Source organism: Nostoc mirabile CHAB5784 (assembly GCF_020829645.1).
GTDB classification, from domain to species: Bacteria; Cyanobacteriota; Cyanobacteriia; order Cyanobacteriales; family Nostocaceae; genus Nostoc; species Nostoc mirabile.
Window position 1 is genome coordinate 1 of sequence record NZ_JAIVFS010000062.1, and the last position, 21,965, is coordinate 21,965.

Here is a 21,965-nt window from a genome sequence, read left to right on the forward strand (position 1 = left end):
TGTGACTTTAGACACTATTAAAATGTACATTCAAAATCAGAACGAAACTTGAAAGGCGAATAAATTCGCCTGCGGCTTACCCCCATAAATAAATTTAGGGGCTTGCACGCCCCGACTTATTTGGTCACGACCTTCATTTAACCCCTCTAATGCATCGGCAAGCCCAAAACGTATTGCGTAACTACGTGCTGCCATTATGTAATACTTGACTCCAAAATACATCATCAAACGGCTGAAGTTTATCGTTTCTAAACCTATCTTCTCTAATAAGTTTTGGTCACCAAGAGACACAAACACGAAATAGTTAAGCAAATGTTCACAATGAAATAATCCTCTGGTCAAACGGGAAAACTATGATTACCCCATTAGGGGGGACTTCTATGTAATTACCGAATAGGAAAATGCTGAAAAAATCTTTGCTTAACTGTTTGATTTTGCCTTTTTCCCTTGCACCCTGGCTGTGCGTGGGAACGCTTTTTGATTCTCAAGCCAATGCTTTACCAGGGCAAAGTACAGAGGAAGTAGGCACTTGGATTAAAGCACATCCCACACTCCGCCCTAGGATTGGGGAGCAATTATTTGTGCAAAAGACTGATACTGCTGCTCAAAGATTCACTTTTCAAGCGTCGGTATTGCCTCCCGGTAGGGTAGAGTTTTCCAAAGACCGTGGAAGAATCCGCAGTGAGCGCATTTCTATGTATGATGCCATTAACGGCATGACATTTACCCGTCTCCAGGAATCTTTGCGGGTGATTTATGGCTTGGAGATTTATCAAGACTACGATCGCGCCCAAGTCGTGTATCAGTATCCTAACGAAAAGGTAGTTAACTCGGCGCGTCTTGCCAAAACTCCAATTCGGGAAGCTTTAAAGGGAGAATTACGAGTAGGCGATCGCTATGTATACTGGGTGGAAATTGCCCAACCCAAGACTGGCAAAGCTTTTACTGGTCAAATGACGATTTTGCTCAAAACTGACCTAGACAAGTTAGAAAGGGAACTGCAAATTCGATAATGGGCATTAGTCATTAGTCATTAGTCATTAGTCATTAGTCATTAGTCATTAGTCATTAGTCATTAGTCATTAATTATTCTTCCCCTGCCTCCCCTGCCTCCCCTGCTCCCCCTGCTCCCCCTGGTCGTTTAAAGATTACTGAATTGGTGTTCTACAACTTTCCCAACCCTATAGGAGCGAGGGTTTGCCATGTACCCGAAAAGATACTTTCAGATGCTAAGGAAATTCGTAGCAAATCTTCTTTGAGTAGTGGCGGCCAATCAACCCCGGCTTTACGCCCTGCGGCAAATAGCTGCTGCGCCTTAATGCTTAACTGATAAAGGGTCAAAGCCAGCTCTCGGTCTAGGCTCTTTGCATCTTTGAGGGCTTCAAACACCACTTTCAATGCCAACAAAATTGAGGTGATCTGACCGGGTACCGGTGGTTTCCCTTGTTTCATACGCGTCAACAGCGCATCTGGGTTTTCCTCGGTTGTGATTGTCTGATCTATGAGGAGTTTCCGAGCTGTTTCGTAATTCATGTAGTCAGTTTAGCGTACATTTTGTTTCAGCAGTAATACCTAATTAAAAAGTCATCAAACTGGCTTTTAGTTATTTATAGCAATCTCTTATGATTTGTGAAAAGATAAACTTGGGGAAAATGAGGGGGGATTTGCGATGCTCTAGGTTAACCAGATAGACTGAATACAATATCTTTGAAAAATACGTCCCGCTTGGAATCAGAAGCAAAATGATATCACCAAATTTACTAGAAATTGAGCGCTCCGTCCGTGCCTTGTCTGTGGAAGAACAACTTTGGCTGCTAGAAACTATTGCTCGGCAAATCCGAGAAAATGAGTATACAAAAGATAAATTGCCTGATGCCAAAAATTCGGAAGAACAACTGGAAGTGATGGTTAATGAGGTAAGGATTCCAACAGAAATTGCTGCTATAACTGATGAGTTTGCGATTTCTGAAATCCTCTGATATGGAAAAGTAAAAATTATGAGTTTGCCAGATTTAAAAAGCCAAATATACAGCTTTTATATATCTCTCTTTCCCCTGCTCTGACTGGAACGCTTGATGGGGGCTGCCGCCTCTTAACTTGCGGTAGAAGCCAGAGGCTGTAAACGAGCTTTTAAAGGAATTTTAGCTGAAGTTGACACCAATAAGCATTGCTGTGTTCCATGCAATTGAAAATAGCTATATTAGCATTTTCGGTACTGTACTTCGTGTTTAAATTCATCTTGGTTAGACTCAACATTTTGAAAAAAAGTCGAGCGTACAAATCCCAGATTATGCAATAAAGCTATAGAACGATGATTTTGGAGATCAACGTAAGCACAAAAATCCAGATTTTGGTATGTCTCAACTAAATAATTAATCATACGCGTCACGGCTTCGCGTGCATAACCTTTTCCCCATGAATTAGGAAAAAACACATACGCAATGATTGCACTCTTATTTACAGTAATTGTTGCTTGAACATATCCAACGTAGCATTTCTCTACAAAAGACCAGACAGCCCAATTCAACCAAATCTCCGTTCCATCTGGTGATTGACAACGCGCCAACACTATGTAGCGATCGCAAAGCGATTCAACGCTTTGTGGCGGCACATCTTCGATAAAGTCGTATATACTGGCATTCTGTAATCCATCAAAAAGCAGTTCGGCATGAGCCGGTTCTAGTGGCTCTAAACAGAGTCGTTGAGAGTAGATTTTCATTTTGTGATCTAACCCGGCACCAACAAGCCACACTAAACACCTTCGACTAACTGATCTTCAACATGAACCTGTGGAGCCGAAAGCTCTATTTATTTCACTATATCAATGTCAAGGCATTATTTGAGTTATCGATTTATTGTCAAATTTTTGACTTTAAAAAACTCCATAAATATAATATTTTTTCACAACTAATTTAGGATTGCTATAGTTGCCAATCAATAGATACCATAGATAATTTCTGTATCTAGTACGCCACGGCTAAAATAGAGCAACCATTTAAAATCCCTAAAGAGCTTATTCCATAATACTTTTGAATGCGTTATTTTTGACTTTTTACTTCCGCCTTGCGGTGCTAGCCTTTTAGATTGACTTTTGTTTCATTTATCTTTACGATTCAACCCCATTATGGTATATCAGTGGGGTAAATACGCTTTTATGATGTTGCTGATTAATAAGTCAATGGGACGATCGCGCAAAACCACTTATCAAGGGTGCTCATTACATTGTTTGAAGTTATGTAGCCTTTTGATTACGGCCTATCAATCACTGCGGTAAACTATGCGTTGATTATGATTCTTTCGCAGAGAAGAACACTCGAAAGGAGCGGTTTTTTCAATGTCTCATTCCGTAAAAATCTACGATACCTGCATTGGCTGCACCCAATGCGTCCGTGCTTGCCCTACTGATGTACTGGAGATGGTTCCTTGGGATGGCTGTAAAGCTGCTCAAATTGCCTCTTCACCCCGTACAGAAGACTGCGTGGGCTGTAAGCGCTGCGAAACCGCTTGTCCCACCGACTTTTTGAGCATCCGGGTTTACCTGGGCGCTGAAACAACTCGCAGTATGGGTCTGGCTTACTAAAAAGCTCAGTGCTAAGTCACCGAACTTCTGATCGTAATGCGGGTCTACTGCCCAACCGTTCTTCCAGAACTGTTGCCTTGTCTTCTTTGGACACAAGGGAGAGGCGCAAGCCTTTGCTTTGCTCAGAGTTCTCGCTGAGTTCTGGGTCTTGAGTCTTGAGGCAAAAGAAGTAAATCAAAAAAACAATTTCTTGATTCTTCACTCAGCACTCAGAACTCAGACCTCAGTGTTCAAAACTTTTAAAGTTTTTTAATAGAAAGCACCTTTAAAAATACCTAGTGGTAGAGGGAGTAATTTACTCCCTTTTTTCTTTGCAAAACGTCGAGTTTGTGGTAAGAACTATACTGGATTTAATCATCCTGAAAAAAAGTGGTGTGAACAATGTGCGGAATCGTTGGATATATAGGCACTCAAGCGGCGACAGACATTTTACTGGCTGGGCTGGAAAAACTAGAGTACAGGGGCTACGATTCGGCTGGAATCGCCACTGTTTGGGAAGGTGAGGTTAATTGTGTGCGGGCAAAGGGCAAACTGCATAACCTGCGTTCTAAACTGGAACAAATAGAAACCCCTGCCCAGATTGGTATTGGTCACACACGCTGGGCAACTCATGGTAAACCAGAAGAGTACAACGCCCATCCTCACATGGATACGGCAAAGCGAGTGGCGGTGGTGCAAAATGGCATTATCGAAAATTACCGCGAGTTACGCGAGGAACTCAAAGGAAAAGGACATCAGTTTGTTTCTGAAACCGATACAGAAGTAATTCCCCATCTTATAGCCGAATTTTTAAAGAATCTTCCCCCTTCATCTTCCTCATCCCCCTTGCTAGAAGCAATTCGCCAAGCAGTTAACCGCTTGCACGGGGCATTTGCACTTGCAGTTATTTCTGCTGACTACCCCGATGAATTGATTGTTGTTCGCCAGCAAGCGCCTTTGGTAATTGGTTTTGGGCAAGGGGAGTTATTTTGTGCATCTGATACGCCTGCGATCGTTTCCTACACCCGGGCAGTGCTACCTTTGGAAAATGGCGAAATTGCCCGCCTCACACCTTTGGGCGTTGAGATTTACAATTTTGCTGGCGACAGGCTGAAAAAACAACCCCGTCTGCTCAACTTTAATCCTGCAATGGTAGAAAAGCAGGGATTCAAACACTTCATGCTCAAAGAAATCCATGAGCAACCAGGGGTAGTAAGAGCTAGTTTAGAAGCTTATTTTAATCCAGCCGAATCTACCGAATCACCAATCAATCTTGGTTTACCTGCGGATTTATACACTGATTTAGAACAAATTCAGATTGTCGCCTGTGGTACAAGTTGGCACGCAGCATTAATTGGAAAATATTTACTCGAACAACTAGCAGGAATTTCAACTCAGGTACATTATGCTTCTGAGTATCGCTATGCAGCATCACCCGTAACGGCTAACACGTTGATCATCGGTGTTACTCAATCAGGTGAAACTGCCGATACCCTAGCAGCTTTGGCGATGGAAAAAGAACGTCGCCAAGGGAAAGAACCTAAATATCAAGCGCGGCTACTAGGCATTACCAATCGCCCCGAAAGTAGCCTTGGTCATCTAGTACCGCATATCATCAGTACCTTAGCGGGAATTGAAATTGGGGTAGCGGCGACGAAAACTTTTACCGCCCAACTGATGGCATTTTATGCTTTGGCACTGGATTTAGCAGCTCGTCGTCAGACAGTTTCAAAAGATATTTTAGAGAAAATTATTAATGGGTTGCGGCAAATTCCTAAAGAAATTGAGGCAACTTTGGAAAGTCAGGAACGTTTAACCGAACAGCTAGCCCACGAATTCGCCGAAACTAAAGATTTCATTTTTGTGGGAAGGGGAATTAACTTTCCTATTGCTTTAGAAGGGGCGTTGAAATTAAAAGAAATCAGCTACATTCACGCCGAAGGGTATCCGGCTGGAGAGATGAAACATGGCCCGATCGCACTTTTAGATGCGAAAGTACCAGTAGTTGCGATCGCAATACCTGGTAGTGTGTATGAAAAAGTTATTTCTAATGCCCAAGAAGCCAAAGCCAGAGACTCTCGGTTAATTGGCGTGACTCCCGTCAAAGATGGCGAAGCTGGGGAAATCTTTAACGATCTTCTTCCCGTCTCTGATGTAGAAGAGTTACTTTCTCCCATCCTCACAGTAGTTCCTTTGCAATTATTGGCTTATCATATTGCCGCCCGTCGCGGTTTGGATGTCGATCAGCCAAGAAATTTGGCCAAGTCTGTAACGGTGGAATAGTCTATTTATAGAGGTAGTAGCGTCTGTGCGCTACTACAAGCCAATGTGTTCATGATTTTTTGAGAACTACCTCAAAAAAACCCTTTATTTAAATGTTGCGCGATGACACAGACAACTACAGAGCATTTATACTCTTTTGAAGAATATCTCGCTTATAAAGTTGTAAGCCAAGCTGCATATTTTCAATATCTTTGGTAATTTGTGGTAAATATTTTTTATTGGCTAGGTCACTAAATTTTTCTAAAAAATCTAACTGATTATTTTGACCTGCTTTTTCTTTAATCAAATCCAAGTTTTTAAGTCTTGAAGCGCCAAGAGAAAAGCGATAATAGTATTGTCAGCCTTTGTATTCATAGGTTTTTATACCAAACTCACTACGACTAGTATAAACATAATTTAAGTGAGATGAGTACAGCAAATATTTGATGTTCAGTTTTGATTTTTTATATCGAGAAAGAATAATTAACTAAATAAAATGTTTTTTTTATACCTTTTATTGCGGAAATTAATATAGTTTATTGCACGTTATTATAGTAATGATTTTCCGTACAAACTAAAGAATGCTGTAGACAGATTTTGCTTACAGTTCAACAAAAAGTTCTAATGGTTAGTCAGGTAATAAAAATGGCCTCGGAATGGGCGGCTCAAGTTATTGGAATTAATTATTACCCAGAGTACACCACTCTAAAGCCGCTAACAGCAGCAGCAGAGGATGCAGAGAAAATTGCCGAACAATTAGAACAATACGGTTATAGACCTTTTCGCGCTCAGTGTTTACCTAGAAGTTTAAACCAAAAGGGAGAAAGTAAAATTGATCGCCAAGGGGCGGTAAGAGTGCAAGAATTGAGAGAAGCGATCGCTAATCTTTTCAATCCTCCTCCTCCAAACCCCACCCCAGAAACAGCGTTATTCTTCTTTTCAGGACATGGGTGGTGCAAAACTGTGGCGGGCAAAGAAGAAGTATTTCTAGCTACCAGTGATGCCCTACCTGAAGAGGAAGTCTATGGTATACCCTTAAGTTGGTTGGGAGAGCAGCTGCAAAGAAGTCAGGCTAAACGAGTTGTTGTTTGGCTAGAGGTTTTTTATGGGCGGAGTGCGCTAACTCAGCAGTTGATTAAACAGGTAAGAGATAAGCATCGCCTAATTGCTGTGTTAGGAGCTTCCGGTAGTGGAAAATCATCTATGTTACGGGCTGGGTGGGTTACTCTACCAGCTGAAGCTAGGACAAGAGATTCCAGGAAGCGATCGCTGGACTTATATTACTCCGTTTACGCCTAAAGAATCTCCTGTTAATAGTTTACAGGAGGCTTTTGCACTCTCCTTGCCAAGCTACGGTGTACACACAAGTCAAATTACCCCCCTTAATCCCCCCTTGGAAAGGGGGGAAACTGGACAATCTAACTCCCTCCCCTTGGCAAGCTATGGTGTAGACACAAGTCAAATTACCCCCCTTAATCCCCCCTTGGAAAGGGGGGAAACTGGAAAATCTAACTCCCTCCCCTTTACAAGGGGAGGGTTGGGGAGGGGTGATTTTGTAAATGTCATCGGCGAGAGGTTAAAAGCATTAAACACACCAGTCATCTTGATTATCGACCAGTTTGAAGAATGCTTTACTATGTGCAATGACAGCCAGCGCCAAGAATTTTTTGACTGTTTGCGGGAATTAATTGACTGTACAGATAACCTCTATATTTTCATTGGGATGCGATCGGATTTTCGGGGGAGATGGCGAGAATATCCCAGACTTGCGGGTAGAATCAATAAACCTTACATCAATGTCGAACACTTAAGCCGTGAGGAAATTGAAGAAGCGATTACTAAACCGGCTGATTGGGTAGGATTAGGTATAGAGGGAAGGTTAAAACAGCAACTAATTAATGATGTTGAAGATTACCCCGGAAGTTTGCCCTTGCTGCAATATACGTTGACAGAATTGTGGCGTGAGTCGAGAAATCAAGGCGATGAGCTTCTCAGCCTCAAAACTTATGAGGATTTAGGCGGGGTTGAGGGAACGCTACAAAAACGCGCCGATGCAGTTTATGAAAGTCTTTCACCAACAGAAAAAACTGTGGCGCGGCGGATTTTTCTGGAATTGACGCAAATGGGAGAAACCACAGATGTCAGGCGGCGCGTGCGTTTACGCGAGTTGGTTAATTCCCATCATTCCTTGGAACTTTTACAACAGGTGAGTGAGAAGTTAGCCGATAAAGATGCACGATTAATTACGAAGAGAGATGAGCAGGATTCCCAGGATGTAATTTTAGATGTTGTCCACGAAGCCTTAATCCGCCACTGGCAAATGTTGCGGGAGTGGAAAGAGGAATATAAGTTGGGAATAGCCATTGAGCGCCAGATTGAAGGGGAAGCCCAAGAATGGGAGAGGAATGAGAAAAAGCCAGGGTTTCTCAGAAAAGATGACAGATTAGCAGTAGCAGAGGGATATTTAGCTAGATTTGGCGATTGGCAAATGCTCAATGGGTTAGCCCAGGTGTACATTCAGGAGAGTCAAGAACTGCGAAATCATCTAGTTCGAGAAGAGAAAGAACGCCAACAAGAAAAGTTGGCAGCAGCACGGCGGCAAAATCGAGTTGTCACCTTGTTTAGTATGGGGTTAGCTGGAGTAGCTATCTTTGCGGTTTATCAATGGTATGATGCCCAAAACAAAGCCAAGGAAGCAGCACAACAAAGTGCGATCGCTCTGGCTCAAATCTCTGAAACTTCCCTAGTTTCTAACAGGCACATTGAGGCTGTGGTTGCAGCTATACAGTCAGGTAGACAAATTTCAAGTAGAGCAATTAAAAATGCCAATTTAGAACAAACGGCTAACCAGCAAGCTGTAGTGGCACTCAAGCGAGCAATTTACAATTTGCAGGAGTGGAACAGCTTGGAAGGGCATAGCGATGCGGTTTGGGGCGTAGCATTTAGCCCCGATGGCAAGACGATCGCTTCTGCTAGTATTGACAAGACCATCAAACTCTGGGCGTACCCAAATAATAACCTAAATGATTTGATCGTCTACAGTTGCGCTAGACTACGTGGTTATTTACAATCAAATCCCAATGTGAGCGATCGCACCCTCTGCGATGGCATTGGTACTAAGAGCAATTAGCTTTGCAGCCAGAAATCAATTACTGCTACTGCGATCGCATAGATCACCAACCATAATTACTAATTTGGCTTTGACTGGGGAGCGATACCTTCGGTAGGCTTTGCCAACGCAATTGATCTTAGAACAAATAGTGCCACTGCAATTAATGGTTTTGCTATGATTATTACCCCCCTTAATCCCCCCTTTGCAAAGGGGGAAACTAGCAATACAGTTCCCTCCCCTTAACAAGGAGAGGGCTCAATACGGTTCGGTTAAGGTGCATAAACCTTAAAGATCCCCCTTAGTCCCCCTTAAAAAGGGGGAAATAGAGCCATTTTTAGCCCCCCTTAAAAAGGGGGAAATAGAGCCATTTTTAGCCCCCCTTAAAAAGGGGGAAATAGAGCCATTTTTAGCCCCCCTTAAAAAGGGGGGTTGGGGGGATCGAGTCTTATCCGAACCGTATTGGGAGAGGGCTAGGGTGGGGTATTTTTAATGCTCTGTTAAATAACCACATATTACTGAGCAAAAATCAAAATATTCTTCCCTGTAGGAACTTCCGCCAAGACGTTTCCGTGTTTCGCGCAGCCTGTAGCAGCTTCCGCCTTCCCTGTAGGAACTTCCGCCAAGACGTTTCCGTGTTTCGCGCAGTCTGTAGCAGCTTCTGCCTTAAGAGTAGCAGCTTCCGCCAAGACGTTTCCGTGTTACGCGCAGTCTGTAGCAGCTTCCGCCAAGACATTTCCGTGTTTCGCGCAGTCTGTAGCAGCTTCCGCCAAGACGTTTGATGTCTTACTAACCCAGATCGTTGAAAATGAACAAGATTTGGCAGACTATTCTGAGAAAATTTTGCGTGGTATTGCTTATAAATATGGCAACAATAGCCATGAGTATCAAATGGCTGGAGGTATTCGTAAAAGCGATGTCTACAACGGGCTACGCCTACGCAAGCGTAGTGTGCGTCAAAGCATGGTTTTGTCGAAGTAATACGATTTTAGATTGAGAATTGCTGTCTGCGTTTAGGTTTGTCAATCCATCTGGGCTTTGTCTGGGGAGCGATGTCTACGACGGGCTGCGCCTACGCATTCTAAATGCAAAGCTGAATCAACAGCTTGAGTTTGCCAGGGATGCGATCGCCATTGAATCTTGTAGTAAATAGTTCCAAACCCTTACAAGGCTAGCTTTTGAGGAATTATACAACTTTTTTATTTATCAATATGACGAATTTTGGGAAAATTGTACAACTTGATTTTTATAAGTTGCGTGAATGCCAACGGTAATATAGGGGTTATAAACTGCAAAATTGTACAACTTTTTTATACTTCTACACCTTGCTTCGTTGTTATCCCGCCTCGGAATAAATTCCAAGGCTAATAGCTAAAGTCCTCTAAAGCGGACTGAGCATATAATTTTAGTCCACTTAAGTGGACTTCGGCTATCAGCCTTGCACTTCAGTGCAAGGCGGGATGTCGGTTAGCACGATACTTTGACTATTACAAAAGTGTAAGTAATCCTACTGAGTTAGGAACGCCGTACATTCAAGCAACACCATTCTTTTCGTTTCCACAGGGTAGCAACGACCCAACCATTTTCTTCTAAAGCGTCAGCAACACCTTTAGATTGTTCTAGTAAAATACCACTGAAGATCGCCCAAGTCTCAGGTTTAGCGATCGCACTCATTTCTGGAACCAATTCAATAATTACATGAGCCAAAATATTGCAAACGATACCATCCACTGGATTTTCAAGCAGTTTTGTCAAAACGTCTACACTTCCCAGTGCAGGTAGTAAACGTTCTGGACTAATATCGTTCAGGGCAGCATTACTGATAGTTGATTGCACCGCTAAAGGGTCATTATCTACTGCATAGACTTTCTCTGCTCCCAGTAGCAGCGCCCCAATGGAAAGGATACCAGAACCACAGCCAATATCCGCAATTACCAGATGTTCATGTTTGCCACTACTACCCACAAACGACTGAGGAACTCCACTTAGACGCATTTCCAGGGATTCCAAACATAGTTGAGTGGTGGCATGGTTGCCCGTACCAAATGCTACACCAGGGTCAAGACGAATCACTAACCGTTCCGTTGTTTCTGGTAATGGTAGCCACGCGGGATTGATTAGGAAGCGATCGCCTATTTCCTGCGGATGCCAATATTGTTTCCAGCTAGTTGCCCAATCTTCCTCATCAATTAACTGCCATTGCAGTGAGGGAGATGAAACTCCTACACAGAGAGCATCTTGACGCAGCCACAGCGATAGCGCTGCCAAATCTAGCAGCTGCGTTTGAATTGTCGATAAGTAAGCCCTGACTAAAGATGAATTTCCTTTGTTTTCACTAGCTGTTCCCCGACAGCCAAAATCTTCCAGTCGCCAAAAGATCGAATCTTCTAGGTCTGGCTCACATAAAATCTGTAGTTCCCACCAGGTGTTTGCCATCTTTTAGTGCTGTTAGCGCTAGCGGGGCGTTGAGCCAGTGCTGAGTTTGAGAGAGTTAGGAGTTAGGGGTTAGGAGTTAAGAGTTTTTTTTGTTTAACTTCTAACTCCCAACTCTTGTACAGACGCGATTAATCGCGTCTCTACTCCTAACTTTTTTCACTCTGCACTCATAGTGTTACTGTATACGCGTCCCGAATACCAGGGACTTTTATAATCTCATTCAAAATGCCCTCTGGTAAAGGGTCATCTATACTCAGAGCCATTACGGCATCACCACGGACGATTTTACGACCTACTTGCATACTGGCAATATTTACATTAAAACTGCCGAGTAGGGAACCGAGTTTGCCGATAATCCCTGGCATATCGCGGTGCAGGGTAAACAGCATATATTTGCTCGGTGGGACGTTAATCGGGAAACCGTCAACATCAGTTAAATGGATTTCCCGCTCACCCAACAAAGCGCCGGTGACAGAATGAGTACCTAAAGTACCGGTGGCTTCTAGATGAAGCGTTCCGGCATAGTCTCGAATGGAAGCATCGCGGGTTTCAATTACCCGAATTCCGCGTTCTTTGGCTTCTATGCTGGCATTTACATAATTTACCCGTTCTCGCAAAGCTTGGAAAAGTAAACCTTTGAGGGCAGCTACTACCAAAGGCTGACTTTTGTTGGTCGCGAGTTCCCCTTGGAGTCGAATATTGAGTACTTCCACCCGTCCGCCAGCTAGCTGTCCTACCAGATTACCTAGAGTTTCTGCTAGTTGCATGTAGGGTTTGAGTTCTTCCAACACATCGGGGCCGAGTCCAGGAATGTTGACGGCTGAACGCGCTGGTAGTCCTAAAAGTACATCCCGAATTTGTTCGGCAACATCAATAGCCACATTCACTTGAGCTTCTGCGGTAGAGGCTCCCAAGTGGGGGGTGAGGATGATTTCTTTACCTAGCGATCGCAATTCCGATTCACCCAGTGGTTCTGACTCGAACACATCCAAGGCTGCACCGCCTATTTTACCCCCTTTCAGAGCTGCTGCTAAAGCTACTTCATCAATGATCCCACCACGAGCGCAGTTGATAATCCGGGCTGTGGGTTTCATCTTTGCCAAGGTTGTGGCATTGATTAAGTGAGTGGTTTCTGGGGTTTTCGGGATGTGTAGGGTGATATAGTCTGCTTGCTGGAAGAGTAAATCTAGCTCAACTAACTGACAACCAAGTTGTTCGGCTCGGTCTGTAGAAATAAAAGGGTCATAAGCTAGGAGTTTCATCCCCATTGTCTTAGCTACAGCCGCAACATGGGAGCCAATTTTACCCAAACCGACAACGCCGAGAGTTTTTTTGTAGACTTCCGCGCCGACAAAGCTATTGCGATCCCACGCACCGCGTTTCACCGAAGCGTTAGCATCGGGGATGTGGCGAGACAAAGCCAAAATCATCGCTAGCGCATGTTCAGCAGCGGCAATTGTGTTTCCCTCTGGAGAATTGACTACTACAATTCCCCGGCGGGTGGCAGCCGGAACATCCACATTATCCACACCCACACCAGCACGACCGATGATTTTTAGCTGAGTGCCAGCTTCAATGATTTCTTGGGTGACGCGCGTACTAGAGCGAATCATCAGCGCGTCATACTCACCAATAATTTCGATCAGTTCTGCTGGTTTTAGACCTAGTTTGACATCAACGGTAGCAACTTGCGAAAGAATGTCAATTCCAGCTTGGTCAATAGAATCTGAGACAAGAACCTTAGACATGATTATTTCATTTAAAGCTACAGGTTTTGCTGCACAAGACTTTTTAGTTTAGTCTTTATCTGTCGCAATTTAGCAAAAATTATTCGTTTTAATATCAACTTAACCTTTACTTACGCTGCGTGCTGATGGTATCGGAGCGTGAGTTGCTCCCGGTAGGTACTGCCTCCTAAGTATTTGAAGATGAGTAGCTGTTTGCACCACCCTGTCGCTAAATATAAAGCATGAATAGCACTTAGTACCTATATATTTATTAATAGTTAAGAGTTACCAAAATTTTATCAGCTTAAGCAACTTCCTTGGTGGGGTAGAAACGCCTGTATTCTTGACTGGGCTGCAACTTTAGCTGAGGGAATGCTCTGCACAACCAACAAACAAGCTAGTAACTTTTATATCTGTCGAATCTTGGCTGTTTCTCAATACCACAAGTGGTATCCCTTAGTCAAAGCAAAACATTGCATCATCAAGATAATCGGATTGTGACAGTTAGAATCTAGGCATCAAATAAATTTTCTTGCTGATGATTCCGGCAGATTTAAGATTGTCTGGTAGTTAAAAGCTGCTAATTAGTGTCAGTAGAGGGCTTAATATACAGTAGTAAACTCGTAATTTGTCAAGCTAATTTTGAGAGTTTGTAGTAAGCACAAAGCGTGCTTAAAAAACCAGGACTAAAGTCCTGACTACAAACTTGTTCACGCCTCGTAACCAATGAGACAGACTACTAGTGACATCGCTAGGGAAGAAATCGCTATAATTCTGGTGAGCCAAATAGAGTGAAATATCCTTTGAGTTTTGGGGAAACCAGCCATGTTAGAGTACAACTTGCCCAGGTACTTGCCCTCAGCCGAAGAACTACCAGACTCTGATGAAACGCCTGTGGATAATGAACTGCAAGAATTGATACCAGGCTTGTTGAAGGCGATCCTGCTGATACTTTGGTCAGAACGCATGGACTGGCTCTTTGCCATAGATATGGGTATTTATTATCACCCCGATAAACCGGCCATTGTGCCAGATGGGTTTTTGAGCTTAGGGGTAGAGCGGTTTTATGATGAGGAACTGCGTCCCAGTTATGTGCTGTGGGATGAAAATGTTGTACCGATTTTCGTCCTAGAAGTAGTTTCCCAAAATTATCGCAAGGAATACACTACTAAATTGGATGAATATGAGGCTTTAGGTGTACTTTATTACGTGATTTATTCCTCTCGTCGTCGCCGCAAACCGCATTTAGAAGTACATAAGTTAGTTAATGGTAGGTATGAATTGCAAGAGGGAAACCCCGTTTGGCTACCAGAAATTGGCTTAGGAATTGGTTGCGAAAGGGGAAATTATAGCGGCGTAACGCGGGAATGGATGTATTGGTATGATGAGCAAGGACAACGCTATCTCACGCCCGCAGAACAAATAAAACAAGAAACACAACGCGCTTTACAAGAAACACAACGCGCTCAACAAGAAACACAACGCGCTCAACAAGAAGCACAACGCGCTCAACAAGAAACACAACGCGCTCAACAAGAAGCACAACGCGCTCAACAAGAAGCACAACGCGCTCAACAAGAAGCACAACGCGCTCAACAAGCAGAACTACGGGTGCAACAATTGACAGAACAATTAAGAGCGCTGGGAATAAATCCAGATAATCTGGATAATCTGGGTTAACTGAAATATTTTTTAATATTTTCAACAAGACTGAAGAATCTAATTTTTCAAATTTATGTATTTGCTATAGGACTCATATTTGATTTTTGAAAAAACTCGCCCTGAACTCAAAAAGGCTAATTCCTTACTCCCCACTCCCCACCTACGCAAATAAATTCAAAAATCAAATCGGATTGCTATATAAATCCGGGTTTGCTACTGGAAGCTGTCAGTAAAAAAACTATTGCTTTTTAGGAATAACGTTCCTGATTCCACTTTTAGAACCAACACTATCACCTTTGTAACGAGGGATGATATGAATACTGGCGTGCATAATATTTTGACCTGCGGCTCGATTGATATTCATTCCTATATTAAAGCCATCAGGTTCAAATTCTGCTTTGAGAACCTCTTGTACTTTGTTCACCATAAACCAACAAGCAGATTGCTCTTTAAATGGTAGTTCAAAATAACTGCTGACATGACGTTTGGGAATAACCAAGACATGTCCTTTGCTTATAGGATAACCATCAAAAATAGCATAAGCAGTCGCCGATTCAGTTAATAGGCTTAGATTTTTTTGAGGATTACAGAATATACAATAATTAGATGAATTTCTCTGATGGTTATAGTGAACATACTCATATAATTCCCGATACTCATCTAAACAAACTGAAGTAAAGGGAAGTTTGACAATACACTGATAGGTAGGCTTTTTGTGGACATAATGTTCTCGAAAACCTTCTTTTTTAATATCCCTTCTTACAGCATAATAAGCTTTGCCTCCTGGTTTTAATAAGTGTGATATTTCCATGAGAACATTAGTTTGTTGTTCAGTAAATAAAACATTTAAAACATAAAAGCAAATTATTGTATCAAATTTATTAGCAGGATATTCTGGAAAATAATAAGGGTCATAGGCTGTAATATCAAAACCTTTTTGGCGCAATATTTTAACATCATTACCAAAGCCACAACCAAAGTCTAGTATTTTCCCTTGGAGAAGGTTTTGATTTAATAAAAACTGTGCCGGAAATGATAGATAACTTCTTTCGATCGCAGTAAGATGGCTAAACTGATTTTTTTGCTGTTTCATAGAATTTTGGTGCTGATGTCCCAAAATTATTATTCCCAGCATCTCTTTAGATTATGCGATGTCTACGATGGTCACTGACTTGTACTGAGCGCAGTCGAAGTAGCTTGTCGTACCACTTCGTGGATCTTGCTACGCGCAGCGTCTCCAAGAGTTGTGCGGGCTACGCCTACGTATCAGGGTCAACACCTAGCTCACGTAACTTAGCTGCTAATATATCAGCACGTTGGCGTTCTTGTTCAGCACGTTGGCTTTCCTGTTCAGCACGTTGACGTTCCTGTTCAGCGCGTTGGCGTTCTTGTTCAGCACGCTGGCGTTCCTGTTCAGCGCGTTGGCGTTCTTGTTGGGCTTGTTCGCTGCTCCACAACAGCAAATTTCCTTCTCTATCCCACCACCGCAGCCAATTCATGGTTTGACATAATCTTTCACCTTGCCAAATTCCGAGAAATAACTCTAACTCAGGAATCCAGTAACGTCCATTAGCGTCTGCTTGCTGCAAAGTATATTGTCCATTTTGCAAGCATCGTAGTTCTATGCTTGGTTCGTAAGGGTCGTAGGTTACGTAAGCTGGAACTTGGAGAATCTTTTCGTAATAATAGAGTTTACCGTAGGGTGGAGTTGAGCGGACTGATAGTTCTCCACCTTCAGTATCTGAGAGAAATTCCATTACTACAGCCACAGCAGCGCCTTCTAAATTTGGGGTATAGCTGCGACGAACTACATTTGTTCCCACAGACTGCACTTGAGGAACGTAAAACCAGTCTGGGGCTTTAACGACAATTTTTTTGTTGACTGTGGCTACAAGTCCAAAATTAGAGCCAATCAGCATCTGGGGTTGGATGCGTCCTGCGGTTCCCAAAGCATCGGTAAGCGCAGCAGCGATCGCAGGTTGTTGAATATTTTCCACTGGATCGTCTGGTAAAATGAAGTCGGCTGGAAGTGCTTCCCAAGTAACAGTTGGTTCTTTTTGGATGGGGTTAACTTGTAGAACCATAAAACTACTCCTAATATCAATGCGTAGTATATTAGTTATTTTTAACAAATCTTCAGTCAGCATAGCTCTTAAGCTAAAAACTCAGAAATCTGGAATTTCAAAGAAGACCCGGACACCCACTCGATTCTGAAAGACCGCGCCACTGCTGATAATCATGAGGACGTGCGAAGTGCAGCCATCGAAGTATTAGCCTGGAATTTCAAAGAAGACCCGGACACCCACTCGATTCTGAAAGACCGCGCCACTGCTGATAATCATGAGGACGTGCGAAGTGCAGCCATCCGAGTATTAGCCAGTAATTTCAAAGAAGACCCGGATACCCACTCGATTCTGAAAGACCGCGCCACTGCTGATGATGATCAGTATGTGCGAGGTACAGCCATCCAAGTATTAGCCAAAAATTTTAAAGAAGACCCAGACATCTGCTCGTTTCTCAAAGACCGCGCCACTGCTGATAATGATTGGTATGTCCGAAGTGCAGCCATCCGAGCATTAGCCAAAAATTTCAAAGAAGACCCGGACACCCGCTTAATTCTCAAAGACTACGCCACTGCTGATAATCATGAGTTTGTGCGAAGTGCAGCCATCGTGGCTCTAAAAATTCTAGTTGTAGGATTTCTCCAGGGTAGATATTTGGCAGACGGTTGTTTTTCATGATTATTTCCAGGCGTCAGTGGTAATCTACTATTTCAACTTTCGAAGCATTGTTCTCATCCGTCCACAGAAAGCAGATTCGCCATTGCTCGTTAATACGAATACTGTACAGTCAAAGTGTCGCGTTGACAGATATCCCGCCCAGAACTTAAGTTCTGGGCTAATAGCTCAAGTCCACTCAAGTGGACTGAAATCTTCCCATTGACAGAGTTTAGCCATCGACATCGCTTAAAATCCAATACGCTTGGGTTTGTGAAAAATTGCTTTGTTGGGTTAAGCAAAGCGCAACCCAACAAAGCCCCGGAAATGTTGGGTTTCGTTCCTCAACCCAACCTACACAGTTTAAGGTTTTTAGCGTTAACTGAACTGTATTGGCTTAAAATCTTACAGCGCTTTGCAAGTAAATTAAGTACACCCCTCCCCAACCCTCCCCTTGCCAAGGGGAGGGTGCGCGACAGCGCGGGTGGGGTATTTTTGTACCTCACAAACTTGAAATCTGGTGTATATTTAGTCCTCTTGAGAGGACTTTAGCTATTAGCCTCGGAATTTATTCCCAGGCGGGTTAGCAACGAAGCGTCAGATTTATTTGATGTTGGTAATGACAAGCTGTTCTAGACTGAGGGCATTTTGGCGTTCGCGTAGCGTGTCCTTTAGGACAAGGTATTGTGTGTGCCGCAGCTACGCCCGTCGTTGACATCGTATTTACTTTGGGAATCATATACTTAGCAAATCTTGCTACTGACTCTCTACTGTCCCCAGGTAATTATACGATGGCCGATCGCAATATTACAGGCACTCTTTCGCCAGAAGATATCCAAGAAATTAAAGCAGCGTTACAAATAATTGAACAAAAGATGCCCTTTCTCATTGCTTTAACTGCACAAGAACGCCGCAAGTTATTCAAAATGGGCGATAAAAGCCTAGCTTTTGTTACCAATAGCGTCAACGCTGCTCAATCTAACCGTGAAATTCTCCCAGCCAGCTTTGATATTGAGCAATTTATCCAAGATTATCAACTAGCCACCACACTCAGCGAACTTTTAATCTCAATCCGGCAACTCACCGAACAAGTAGATGATACTCTGTTGGCAGTCGGTAGCGAAGCGATGCTGGGGAGTTTGACAGTTTATGATTACGTCAAGAGAGCAGCAAAAAAGACTCCGGGTTTAAAAACTGTAGCAGAACTGTTGAGCGATCGCTTTAAGGCTATTAGTAAAGGCAGAGCTGCAAAAACTTCCGGCTCTTGATAAATTAATACTTGTTAATGAGTATTGGAACTGGATTCATCCACCTTTTATACTCATTAATGAGTCTTTGAGCTAGATTCATCCACCTTTGATACTCATTAATGAGTCTTTGAGCTAGATTCATCCACCTTTGATACTCATTAACGAGTCTTTGAGCTAGATTCATCCACCTTTGATACTCATTAACGAGTCTTTTAACTCCATTCATCTACTTTAGTAAGGTGGAATGTCACTTACTTAACCTGGATTTATACCATTTCACTTTGAATAATGATACAAATACGCTGGTAAGGGCACAGCATTGCTCATTGGTGTCAACTTAAGCTAGAAATAGCTTAACTGTTGGCTTCCTCACCCGCCTCGAACTAAAGTTCAAGGCTAAAAGCTAAAGTCTACTGAAGTAGACTAAAGATTTTTGGCTATATTTAGTCATCAAAAGAAGACTTTCGCTATTAGCAAGGAACTTCAGTTCCTTGCGGGACATGACTTTTACGTTAAGTTGACACCAATGAGCATTGCTGTGCCCCTACGATAGATGTGGTTGAAATCAAGGAAAACTGCTCTAAGAGGTTGTTTGAAAAGTCCTATTGTGGGTATAAAAAGTTTTAGATCCCTCTAAATCCCCCGATAAATTGGGGGACTTTGACTCCGGTTCCCCCCTTTTTAAGGGGAGCCAGCGCGGTCTTGGGGTCTCCCCAAGTGGAGCGACTGGCGTGGGTTAGGGGGGATCTAAAAGTGCCTAAAATCACAGCAAAACACTTTTAAAACAACCTCTAAAGTTTTGATTACTCCTGGGCGGGCTAGATGCCCACCCTTAATTGTTATTGCAATGCCTCAGCAGTCTTCTTCTTATCCAACTTGAGAATTAACACACCCAAAGGTGGCAAACACAAATCCAGCGAATAAGGACGACTGTGCAAAGACCAATCATCCGTCCACTTACCGCCTAAGTTGCCCATATTGCTGCCGCCATACTGACGCGCATCGCTATTGAACAACTCAGTATAAAATCCCTTTTGCGGTACACCGATGCGATAGTGAGAATGGGGTTGCGGTGTAAAATTGCAAACCACGATCGCAAAATCATCAGAATCCTTGTCACGACGCATGAATGAAACTACACTATGGCGATTATCGCTACAGTCAATCCACTCAAACCCAGGTTCAGCAAAATCCTGAGTGTACAAAACTGGTTCAGAACGATACAGATGGTTCAATTCCTGGAAAAACGTTTTTAACTTTTGGTGGGCTTCATGCTGCAATAAATGCCACTCCAAATCTGCCCAAGCATTCCACTCACTCCACTGCCCAAACTCCATGCTCATAAACATGGTTTTCTTGCCTGGGTGAGCAAACATATAGGTAAATAAACAACGCACATTAGCTAACTTCTGCCATGTATCTCCTGGCATTTTGCCGATGATATTGCTCTTGCCATGCACCACTTCATCGTGGGACAGAGCCAGCATGAAGTTCTCACTGTGGTTGTACCACATACTAAAGGTGATATTGTTTTGGTGGAACTGGCGGAACCAAGGGTCCATGCTGAAATAATCCAGCATATCGTGCATCCAGCCCATATCCCACTTCAAGTTAAAGCCAAGTCCGCCTGTGTAGGTGGGCCAAGATACCATTGGCCAGGAAGTAGATTCTTCAGCAATTGAGAGAATACCGGGGAAATAGCTAAAGATGGTGTGATTTACCTGACGCAGAAAATCTGCTGCTTCTAAGTTTTCTCTGCCGCCGTACTGGTTGGGCAGCCATTCTCCTGGTTTGCGGCAATAGTCGTTATAGAGCATTGAGGCAACAGCATCAACACGAATCCCGTCAATGTGGTATTTGTCAAACCAGAAGAGGGCATTTGCTGCTAGAAAATTACTAACTTCATGGCGACCGTAGTTGAACACCAAAGTACCCCATTCTTTGTGTTCGCCTTTGCGGGGGTCAGCGTGTTCGTATAGGTGGCTACCATCAAAGAAAGCTAAACCATGTCCATCTTTGGGGAAGTGACCAGGAACCCAATCCACAATTACCCCTATATCATTGTGGTGACATTTGTCAACAAAATACATGAAATCTTCGGGGCTGCCAAAACGGGAGGTGGGGGCATAGTACCCAGTGACTTGATAACCCCAAGAGCCATCAAAGGGATGCTCTGCAATGGGCAGCAATTCTAGATGGGTGTATCCTAATTCTTTGACGTATGGAATGAGTCGGTCAGCTAGTTCCCGGTAGGTAAGGAAGCGTGCGCCGGGCTTCAGTTCGGAAACGACAACTACAGGTTCAGTTTCACCATTGGGGAGTTTAGCAGGTTCCGCACTCGAAGCGTGTAACCAAGAGCCTAAATGCACTTCGTAGACTGAGACAGGCTCTTTGAGGGGGTCAGTGTGACGCCGCTTTTCCATCCAGCCTTCGTCATCCCAACTGTAAGCATCTAAATCAGTGACAATGGATGCGGTTTTCGGGCGGGGTTCTTGCTGGAAACCGTAGGGATCAGATTTTTCGTAAATGTGTCCTTCAAAATTTTTGATTTCATATTTGTAATGCTCTCCCACACCGATTTCAGGAATAAACAATTCCCAAATTCCAGTGCGGCCTTTACGCATCTGGTGTTTGCGCCCATCCCAGAGGTTGAAGTCTCCCAACAATGAAACGTTGCGAGCGTTAGGTGCCCAAACTGCAAAATAAACGCCTTTAACGCCGCCTATTTCCGTGGGGTGCGCTCCCAGTTTTTCGTATATCCGGTGATGATTGCCTTCACTAAACAAATGCAAGTCAAAGTCTGTCAAGTTGGGAGAACGGAAGGCGTAAGGGTCATAAGTGACTCGCTCATGTTCCCCTTCTTTAATCCGTAACTGGTAGTTTGCCAGTTCTGGAGTGTCAATCGTGCATTCAAAAAAGTGGGGATGATGCACTGTTTGCATTGAGTATTCCTTGCGTTGTTCAGGAAGAACCACCCATGCTGCACTTGCATTTGGTAGGTAGGCCCGCACAGCCCAGACAGTTTTGCCGTCTTGTTCTATGGGATGAGAACCTAATATTTCAAAGGGATCGTTATGCTGATTCCAAACGATGCTGTTAACCTGTTCAGGGGCGATCGTGGTCATGGACATGAAGCTACCTAGTGATATAACGTGATTGACTAAATCTACTTTTTTAATATCTATATATATTCTTTACATTTATTTGCAATTTTGTCGCCACCGTTATCCTACATCAGAATGG

20 protein-coding genes are annotated in these 21,965 nt (G+C 43.3%); 11 read left to right on the forward strand and 9 right to left on the reverse strand.

Annotation, left to right across the window (positions count from 1 at the left end; all coding sequences use genetic code 11):
- Positions 1-401 precede the first annotated feature (401 nt).
- Positions 402-1,013 carry a hypothetical protein gene (locus LC653_RS29090; RefSeq protein ID WP_229498125.1) on the forward strand — a complete coding sequence of 204 codons (612 nt, stop codon included), beginning with the start codon at positions 402-404 and terminating at the stop codon, positions 1,011-1,013.
- Between the two features lie 151 nt (positions 1,014-1,164).
- Here LC653_RS29090 and LC653_RS29095 read toward each other — a convergent pair whose 3' ends face one another.
- On the reverse strand, positions 1,165-1,533 hold the full coding sequence (locus LC653_RS29095) for a Dethiobiotin synthetase (RefSeq protein ID WP_118162639.1): 369 nt from the start codon (positions 1,531-1,533) through the stop codon (positions 1,165-1,167).
- Positions 1,534-1,742: 209 nt separating this feature from the next.
- Here LC653_RS29095 and LC653_RS29100 point away from each other — a divergent pair, with 209 nt between their 5' ends.
- On the forward strand, positions 1,743-1,979 hold the full coding sequence (locus tag LC653_RS29100) for a hypothetical protein (RefSeq protein WP_229498126.1): 237 nt from the start codon (positions 1,743-1,745) through the stop codon (positions 1,977-1,979).
- 221 nt (positions 1,980-2,200) lie between these two features.
- On the opposite strand, the gene LC653_RS29105 is transcribed toward LC653_RS29100, so the two are convergent.
- Positions 2,201-2,719, reverse strand: a complete 519-nt coding sequence (locus tag LC653_RS29105; RefSeq protein ID WP_229498127.1) for a GNAT family N-acetyltransferase — start codon at positions 2,717-2,719, stop codon at positions 2,201-2,203.
- Between the two features lie 615 nt (positions 2,720-3,334).
- Between LC653_RS29105 and psaC the strand changes: the two genes are divergently transcribed.
- Together psaC and glmS are read left to right on the forward strand one after the other, a co-directional pair.
- A complete protein-coding gene (psaC, locus tag LC653_RS29110) occupies positions 3,335-3,580 on the forward strand; it encodes a photosystem I iron-sulfur center protein PsaC (RefSeq protein WP_015175986.1) in 246 nt (81 codons plus the stop codon).
- A gap of 381 nt (positions 3,581-3,961) precedes the next feature.
- Positions 3,962-5,842, forward strand: a complete 1,881-nt coding sequence (gene glmS / locus LC653_RS29115; RefSeq protein WP_229498128.1) for a glutamine--fructose-6-phosphate transaminase (isomerizing) — start codon at positions 3,962-3,964, stop codon at positions 5,840-5,842.
- A 115-nt stretch (positions 5,843-5,957) separates the two neighbouring features.
- On the opposite strand, the gene LC653_RS29120 is transcribed toward glmS, so the two are convergent.
- The gene (locus LC653_RS29120; protein ID WP_229498129.1) at positions 5,958-6,128 is read right to left on the reverse strand and encodes a hypothetical protein; all 171 of its coding nucleotides are present in this window, start codon (positions 6,126-6,128) and stop codon (positions 5,958-5,960) included.
- Between the two features lie 317 nt (positions 6,129-6,445).
- Between LC653_RS29120 and LC653_RS29125 the strand changes: the two genes are divergently transcribed.
- Together LC653_RS29125 and LC653_RS47000 are read left to right on the forward strand one after the other, a co-directional pair.
- Complete coding sequence (locus LC653_RS29125) at positions 6,446-7,120, forward strand: nSTAND1 domain-containing NTPase (RefSeq protein ID WP_229498130.1); 675 nt, start codon at positions 6,446-6,448, stop codon at positions 7,118-7,120.
- Positions 7,011-8,951, forward strand: a complete 1,941-nt coding sequence (locus LC653_RS47000; RefSeq protein WP_229498131.1) for a WD40 repeat domain-containing protein — start codon at positions 7,011-7,013, stop codon at positions 8,949-8,951. The genes LC653_RS29125 and LC653_RS47000 overlap by 110 nt, the downstream gene beginning before the upstream one ends.
- A gap of 494 nt (positions 8,952-9,445) precedes the next feature.
- Here the strand turns inward: LC653_RS47000 and LC653_RS29135 are convergent, their stop codons facing one another.
- Positions 9,446-9,619 carry a hypothetical protein gene (locus tag LC653_RS29135; protein WP_229498132.1) on the reverse strand — a complete coding sequence of 58 codons (174 nt, stop codon included), beginning with the start codon at positions 9,617-9,619 and terminating at the stop codon, positions 9,446-9,448.
- Between the two features lie 130 nt (positions 9,620-9,749).
- Here LC653_RS29135 and LC653_RS29140 point away from each other — a divergent pair, with 130 nt between their 5' ends.
- Together LC653_RS29140 and LC653_RS29145 are read left to right on the forward strand one after the other, a co-directional pair.
- Positions 9,750-9,911 carry a hypothetical protein gene (locus tag LC653_RS29140; protein WP_229498133.1) on the forward strand — a complete coding sequence of 54 codons (162 nt, stop codon included), beginning with the start codon at positions 9,750-9,752 and terminating at the stop codon, positions 9,909-9,911.
- 19 nt (positions 9,912-9,930) lie between these two features.
- Complete coding sequence (locus LC653_RS29145; protein WP_229498134.1) at positions 9,931-10,083, forward strand: hypothetical protein; 153 nt, start codon at positions 9,931-9,933, stop codon at positions 10,081-10,083.
- A 362-nt stretch (positions 10,084-10,445) separates the two neighbouring features.
- Here LC653_RS29145 and prmA read toward each other — a convergent pair whose 3' ends face one another.
- The gene (gene prmA, locus LC653_RS29150; RefSeq protein WP_229498135.1) at positions 10,446-11,366 is read right to left on the reverse strand and encodes a 50S ribosomal protein L11 methyltransferase; all 921 of its coding nucleotides are present in this window, start codon (positions 11,364-11,366) and stop codon (positions 10,446-10,448) included.
- Between the two features lie 167 nt (positions 11,367-11,533).
- Positions 11,534-13,114 (reverse strand): phosphoglycerate dehydrogenase, encoded by a 1,581-nt coding sequence (serA, locus tag LC653_RS29155; protein ID WP_229498136.1) that lies wholly within the window; start codon positions 13,112-13,114, stop codon positions 11,534-11,536.
- A gap of 804 nt (positions 13,115-13,918) precedes the next feature.
- On the opposite strand from serA, the gene LC653_RS29160 reads away from it, so the two are divergent.
- Complete coding sequence (locus LC653_RS29160) at positions 13,919-14,773, forward strand: Uma2 family endonuclease (RefSeq protein ID WP_229498137.1); 855 nt, start codon at positions 13,919-13,921, stop codon at positions 14,771-14,773.
- Between the two features lie 220 nt (positions 14,774-14,993).
- On the opposite strand, the gene LC653_RS29165 is transcribed toward LC653_RS29160, so the two are convergent.
- Together LC653_RS29165 and LC653_RS29170 are read right to left on the reverse strand one after the other, a co-directional pair.
- Complete coding sequence (locus tag LC653_RS29165) at positions 14,994-15,848, reverse strand: HIT family protein (protein ID WP_229498138.1); 855 nt, start codon at positions 15,846-15,848, stop codon at positions 14,994-14,996.
- A 166-nt stretch (positions 15,849-16,014) separates the two neighbouring features.
- Complete coding sequence (locus LC653_RS29170; protein ID WP_229498139.1) at positions 16,015-16,839, reverse strand: Uma2 family endonuclease; 825 nt, start codon at positions 16,837-16,839, stop codon at positions 16,015-16,017.
- Between the two features lie 87 nt (positions 16,840-16,926).
- Between LC653_RS29170 and LC653_RS29175 the strand changes: the two genes are divergently transcribed.
- On the forward strand, positions 16,927-17,496 hold the full coding sequence (locus tag LC653_RS29175; RefSeq protein WP_372478240.1) for a HEAT repeat domain-containing protein: 570 nt from the start codon (positions 16,927-16,929) through the stop codon (positions 17,494-17,496).
- Positions 17,497-18,263: 767 nt separating this feature from the next.
- Positions 18,264-18,740, forward strand: a complete 477-nt coding sequence (locus tag LC653_RS29180; RefSeq protein ID WP_229498160.1) for a hypothetical protein — start codon at positions 18,264-18,266, stop codon at positions 18,738-18,740.
- Positions 18,741-19,561: 821 nt separating this feature from the next.
- Here LC653_RS29180 and glgB read toward each other — a convergent pair.
- Positions 19,562-21,853 carry a 1,4-alpha-glucan branching enzyme gene (gene glgB, locus LC653_RS29185; RefSeq protein ID WP_229498141.1) on the reverse strand — a complete coding sequence of 764 codons (2,292 nt, stop codon included), beginning with the start codon at positions 21,851-21,853 and terminating at the stop codon, positions 19,562-19,564.
- Positions 21,854-21,965 lie beyond the last annotated feature (112 nt).

Bases quoted from the DNA above. Each gene is read 5' to 3' on its own strand.
- LC653_RS29090 (WP_229498125.1), top strand. From the start codon at position 402: ATGCTGAAAAAATCTTTGCTTAACTGTTTGATTTTGCCTTTTTCCCTT.
- LC653_RS29095 (WP_118162639.1), bottom strand. From the start codon at position 1,533: ATGAATTACGAAACAGCTCGGAAACTCCTCATAGATCAGACAATCACA.
- LC653_RS29100 (WP_229498126.1), top strand. From the start codon at position 1,743: ATGATATCACCAAATTTACTAGAAATTGAGCGCTCCGTCCGTGCCTTG.
- LC653_RS29105 (WP_229498127.1), bottom strand. From the start codon at position 2,719: ATGAAAATCTACTCTCAACGACTCTGTTTAGAGCCACTAGAACCGGCT.
- psaC (WP_015175986.1), top strand. From the start codon at position 3,335: ATGTCTCATTCCGTAAAAATCTACGATACCTGCATTGGCTGCACCCAA.
- glmS (WP_229498128.1), top strand. From the start codon at position 3,962: ATGTGCGGAATCGTTGGATATATAGGCACTCAAGCGGCGACAGACATT.
- LC653_RS29125 (WP_229498130.1), top strand. From the start codon at position 6,446: ATGGTTAGTCAGGTAATAAAAATGGCCTCGGAATGGGCGGCTCAAGTT.
- prmA (WP_229498135.1), bottom strand. From the start codon at position 11,366: ATGGCAAACACCTGGTGGGAACTACAGATTTTATGTGAGCCAGACCTA.
- serA (WP_229498136.1), bottom strand. From the start codon at position 13,114: ATGTCTAAGGTTCTTGTCTCAGATTCTATTGACCAAGCTGGAATTGAC.
- LC653_RS29160 (WP_229498137.1), top strand. From the start codon at position 13,919: ATGTTAGAGTACAACTTGCCCAGGTACTTGCCCTCAGCCGAAGAACTA.
- LC653_RS29165 (WP_229498138.1), bottom strand. From the start codon at position 15,848: ATGAAACAGCAAAAAAATCAGTTTAGCCATCTTACTGCGATCGAAAGA.
- LC653_RS29170 (WP_229498139.1), bottom strand. From the start codon at position 16,839: ATGGTTCTACAAGTTAACCCCATCCAAAAAGAACCAACTGTTACTTGG.
- LC653_RS29180 (WP_229498160.1), top strand. From the start codon at position 18,264: ATGGCCGATCGCAATATTACAGGCACTCTTTCGCCAGAAGATATCCAA.
- glgB (WP_229498141.1), bottom strand. From the start codon at position 21,853: ATGTCCATGACCACGATCGCCCCTGAACAGGTTAACAGCATCGTTTGG.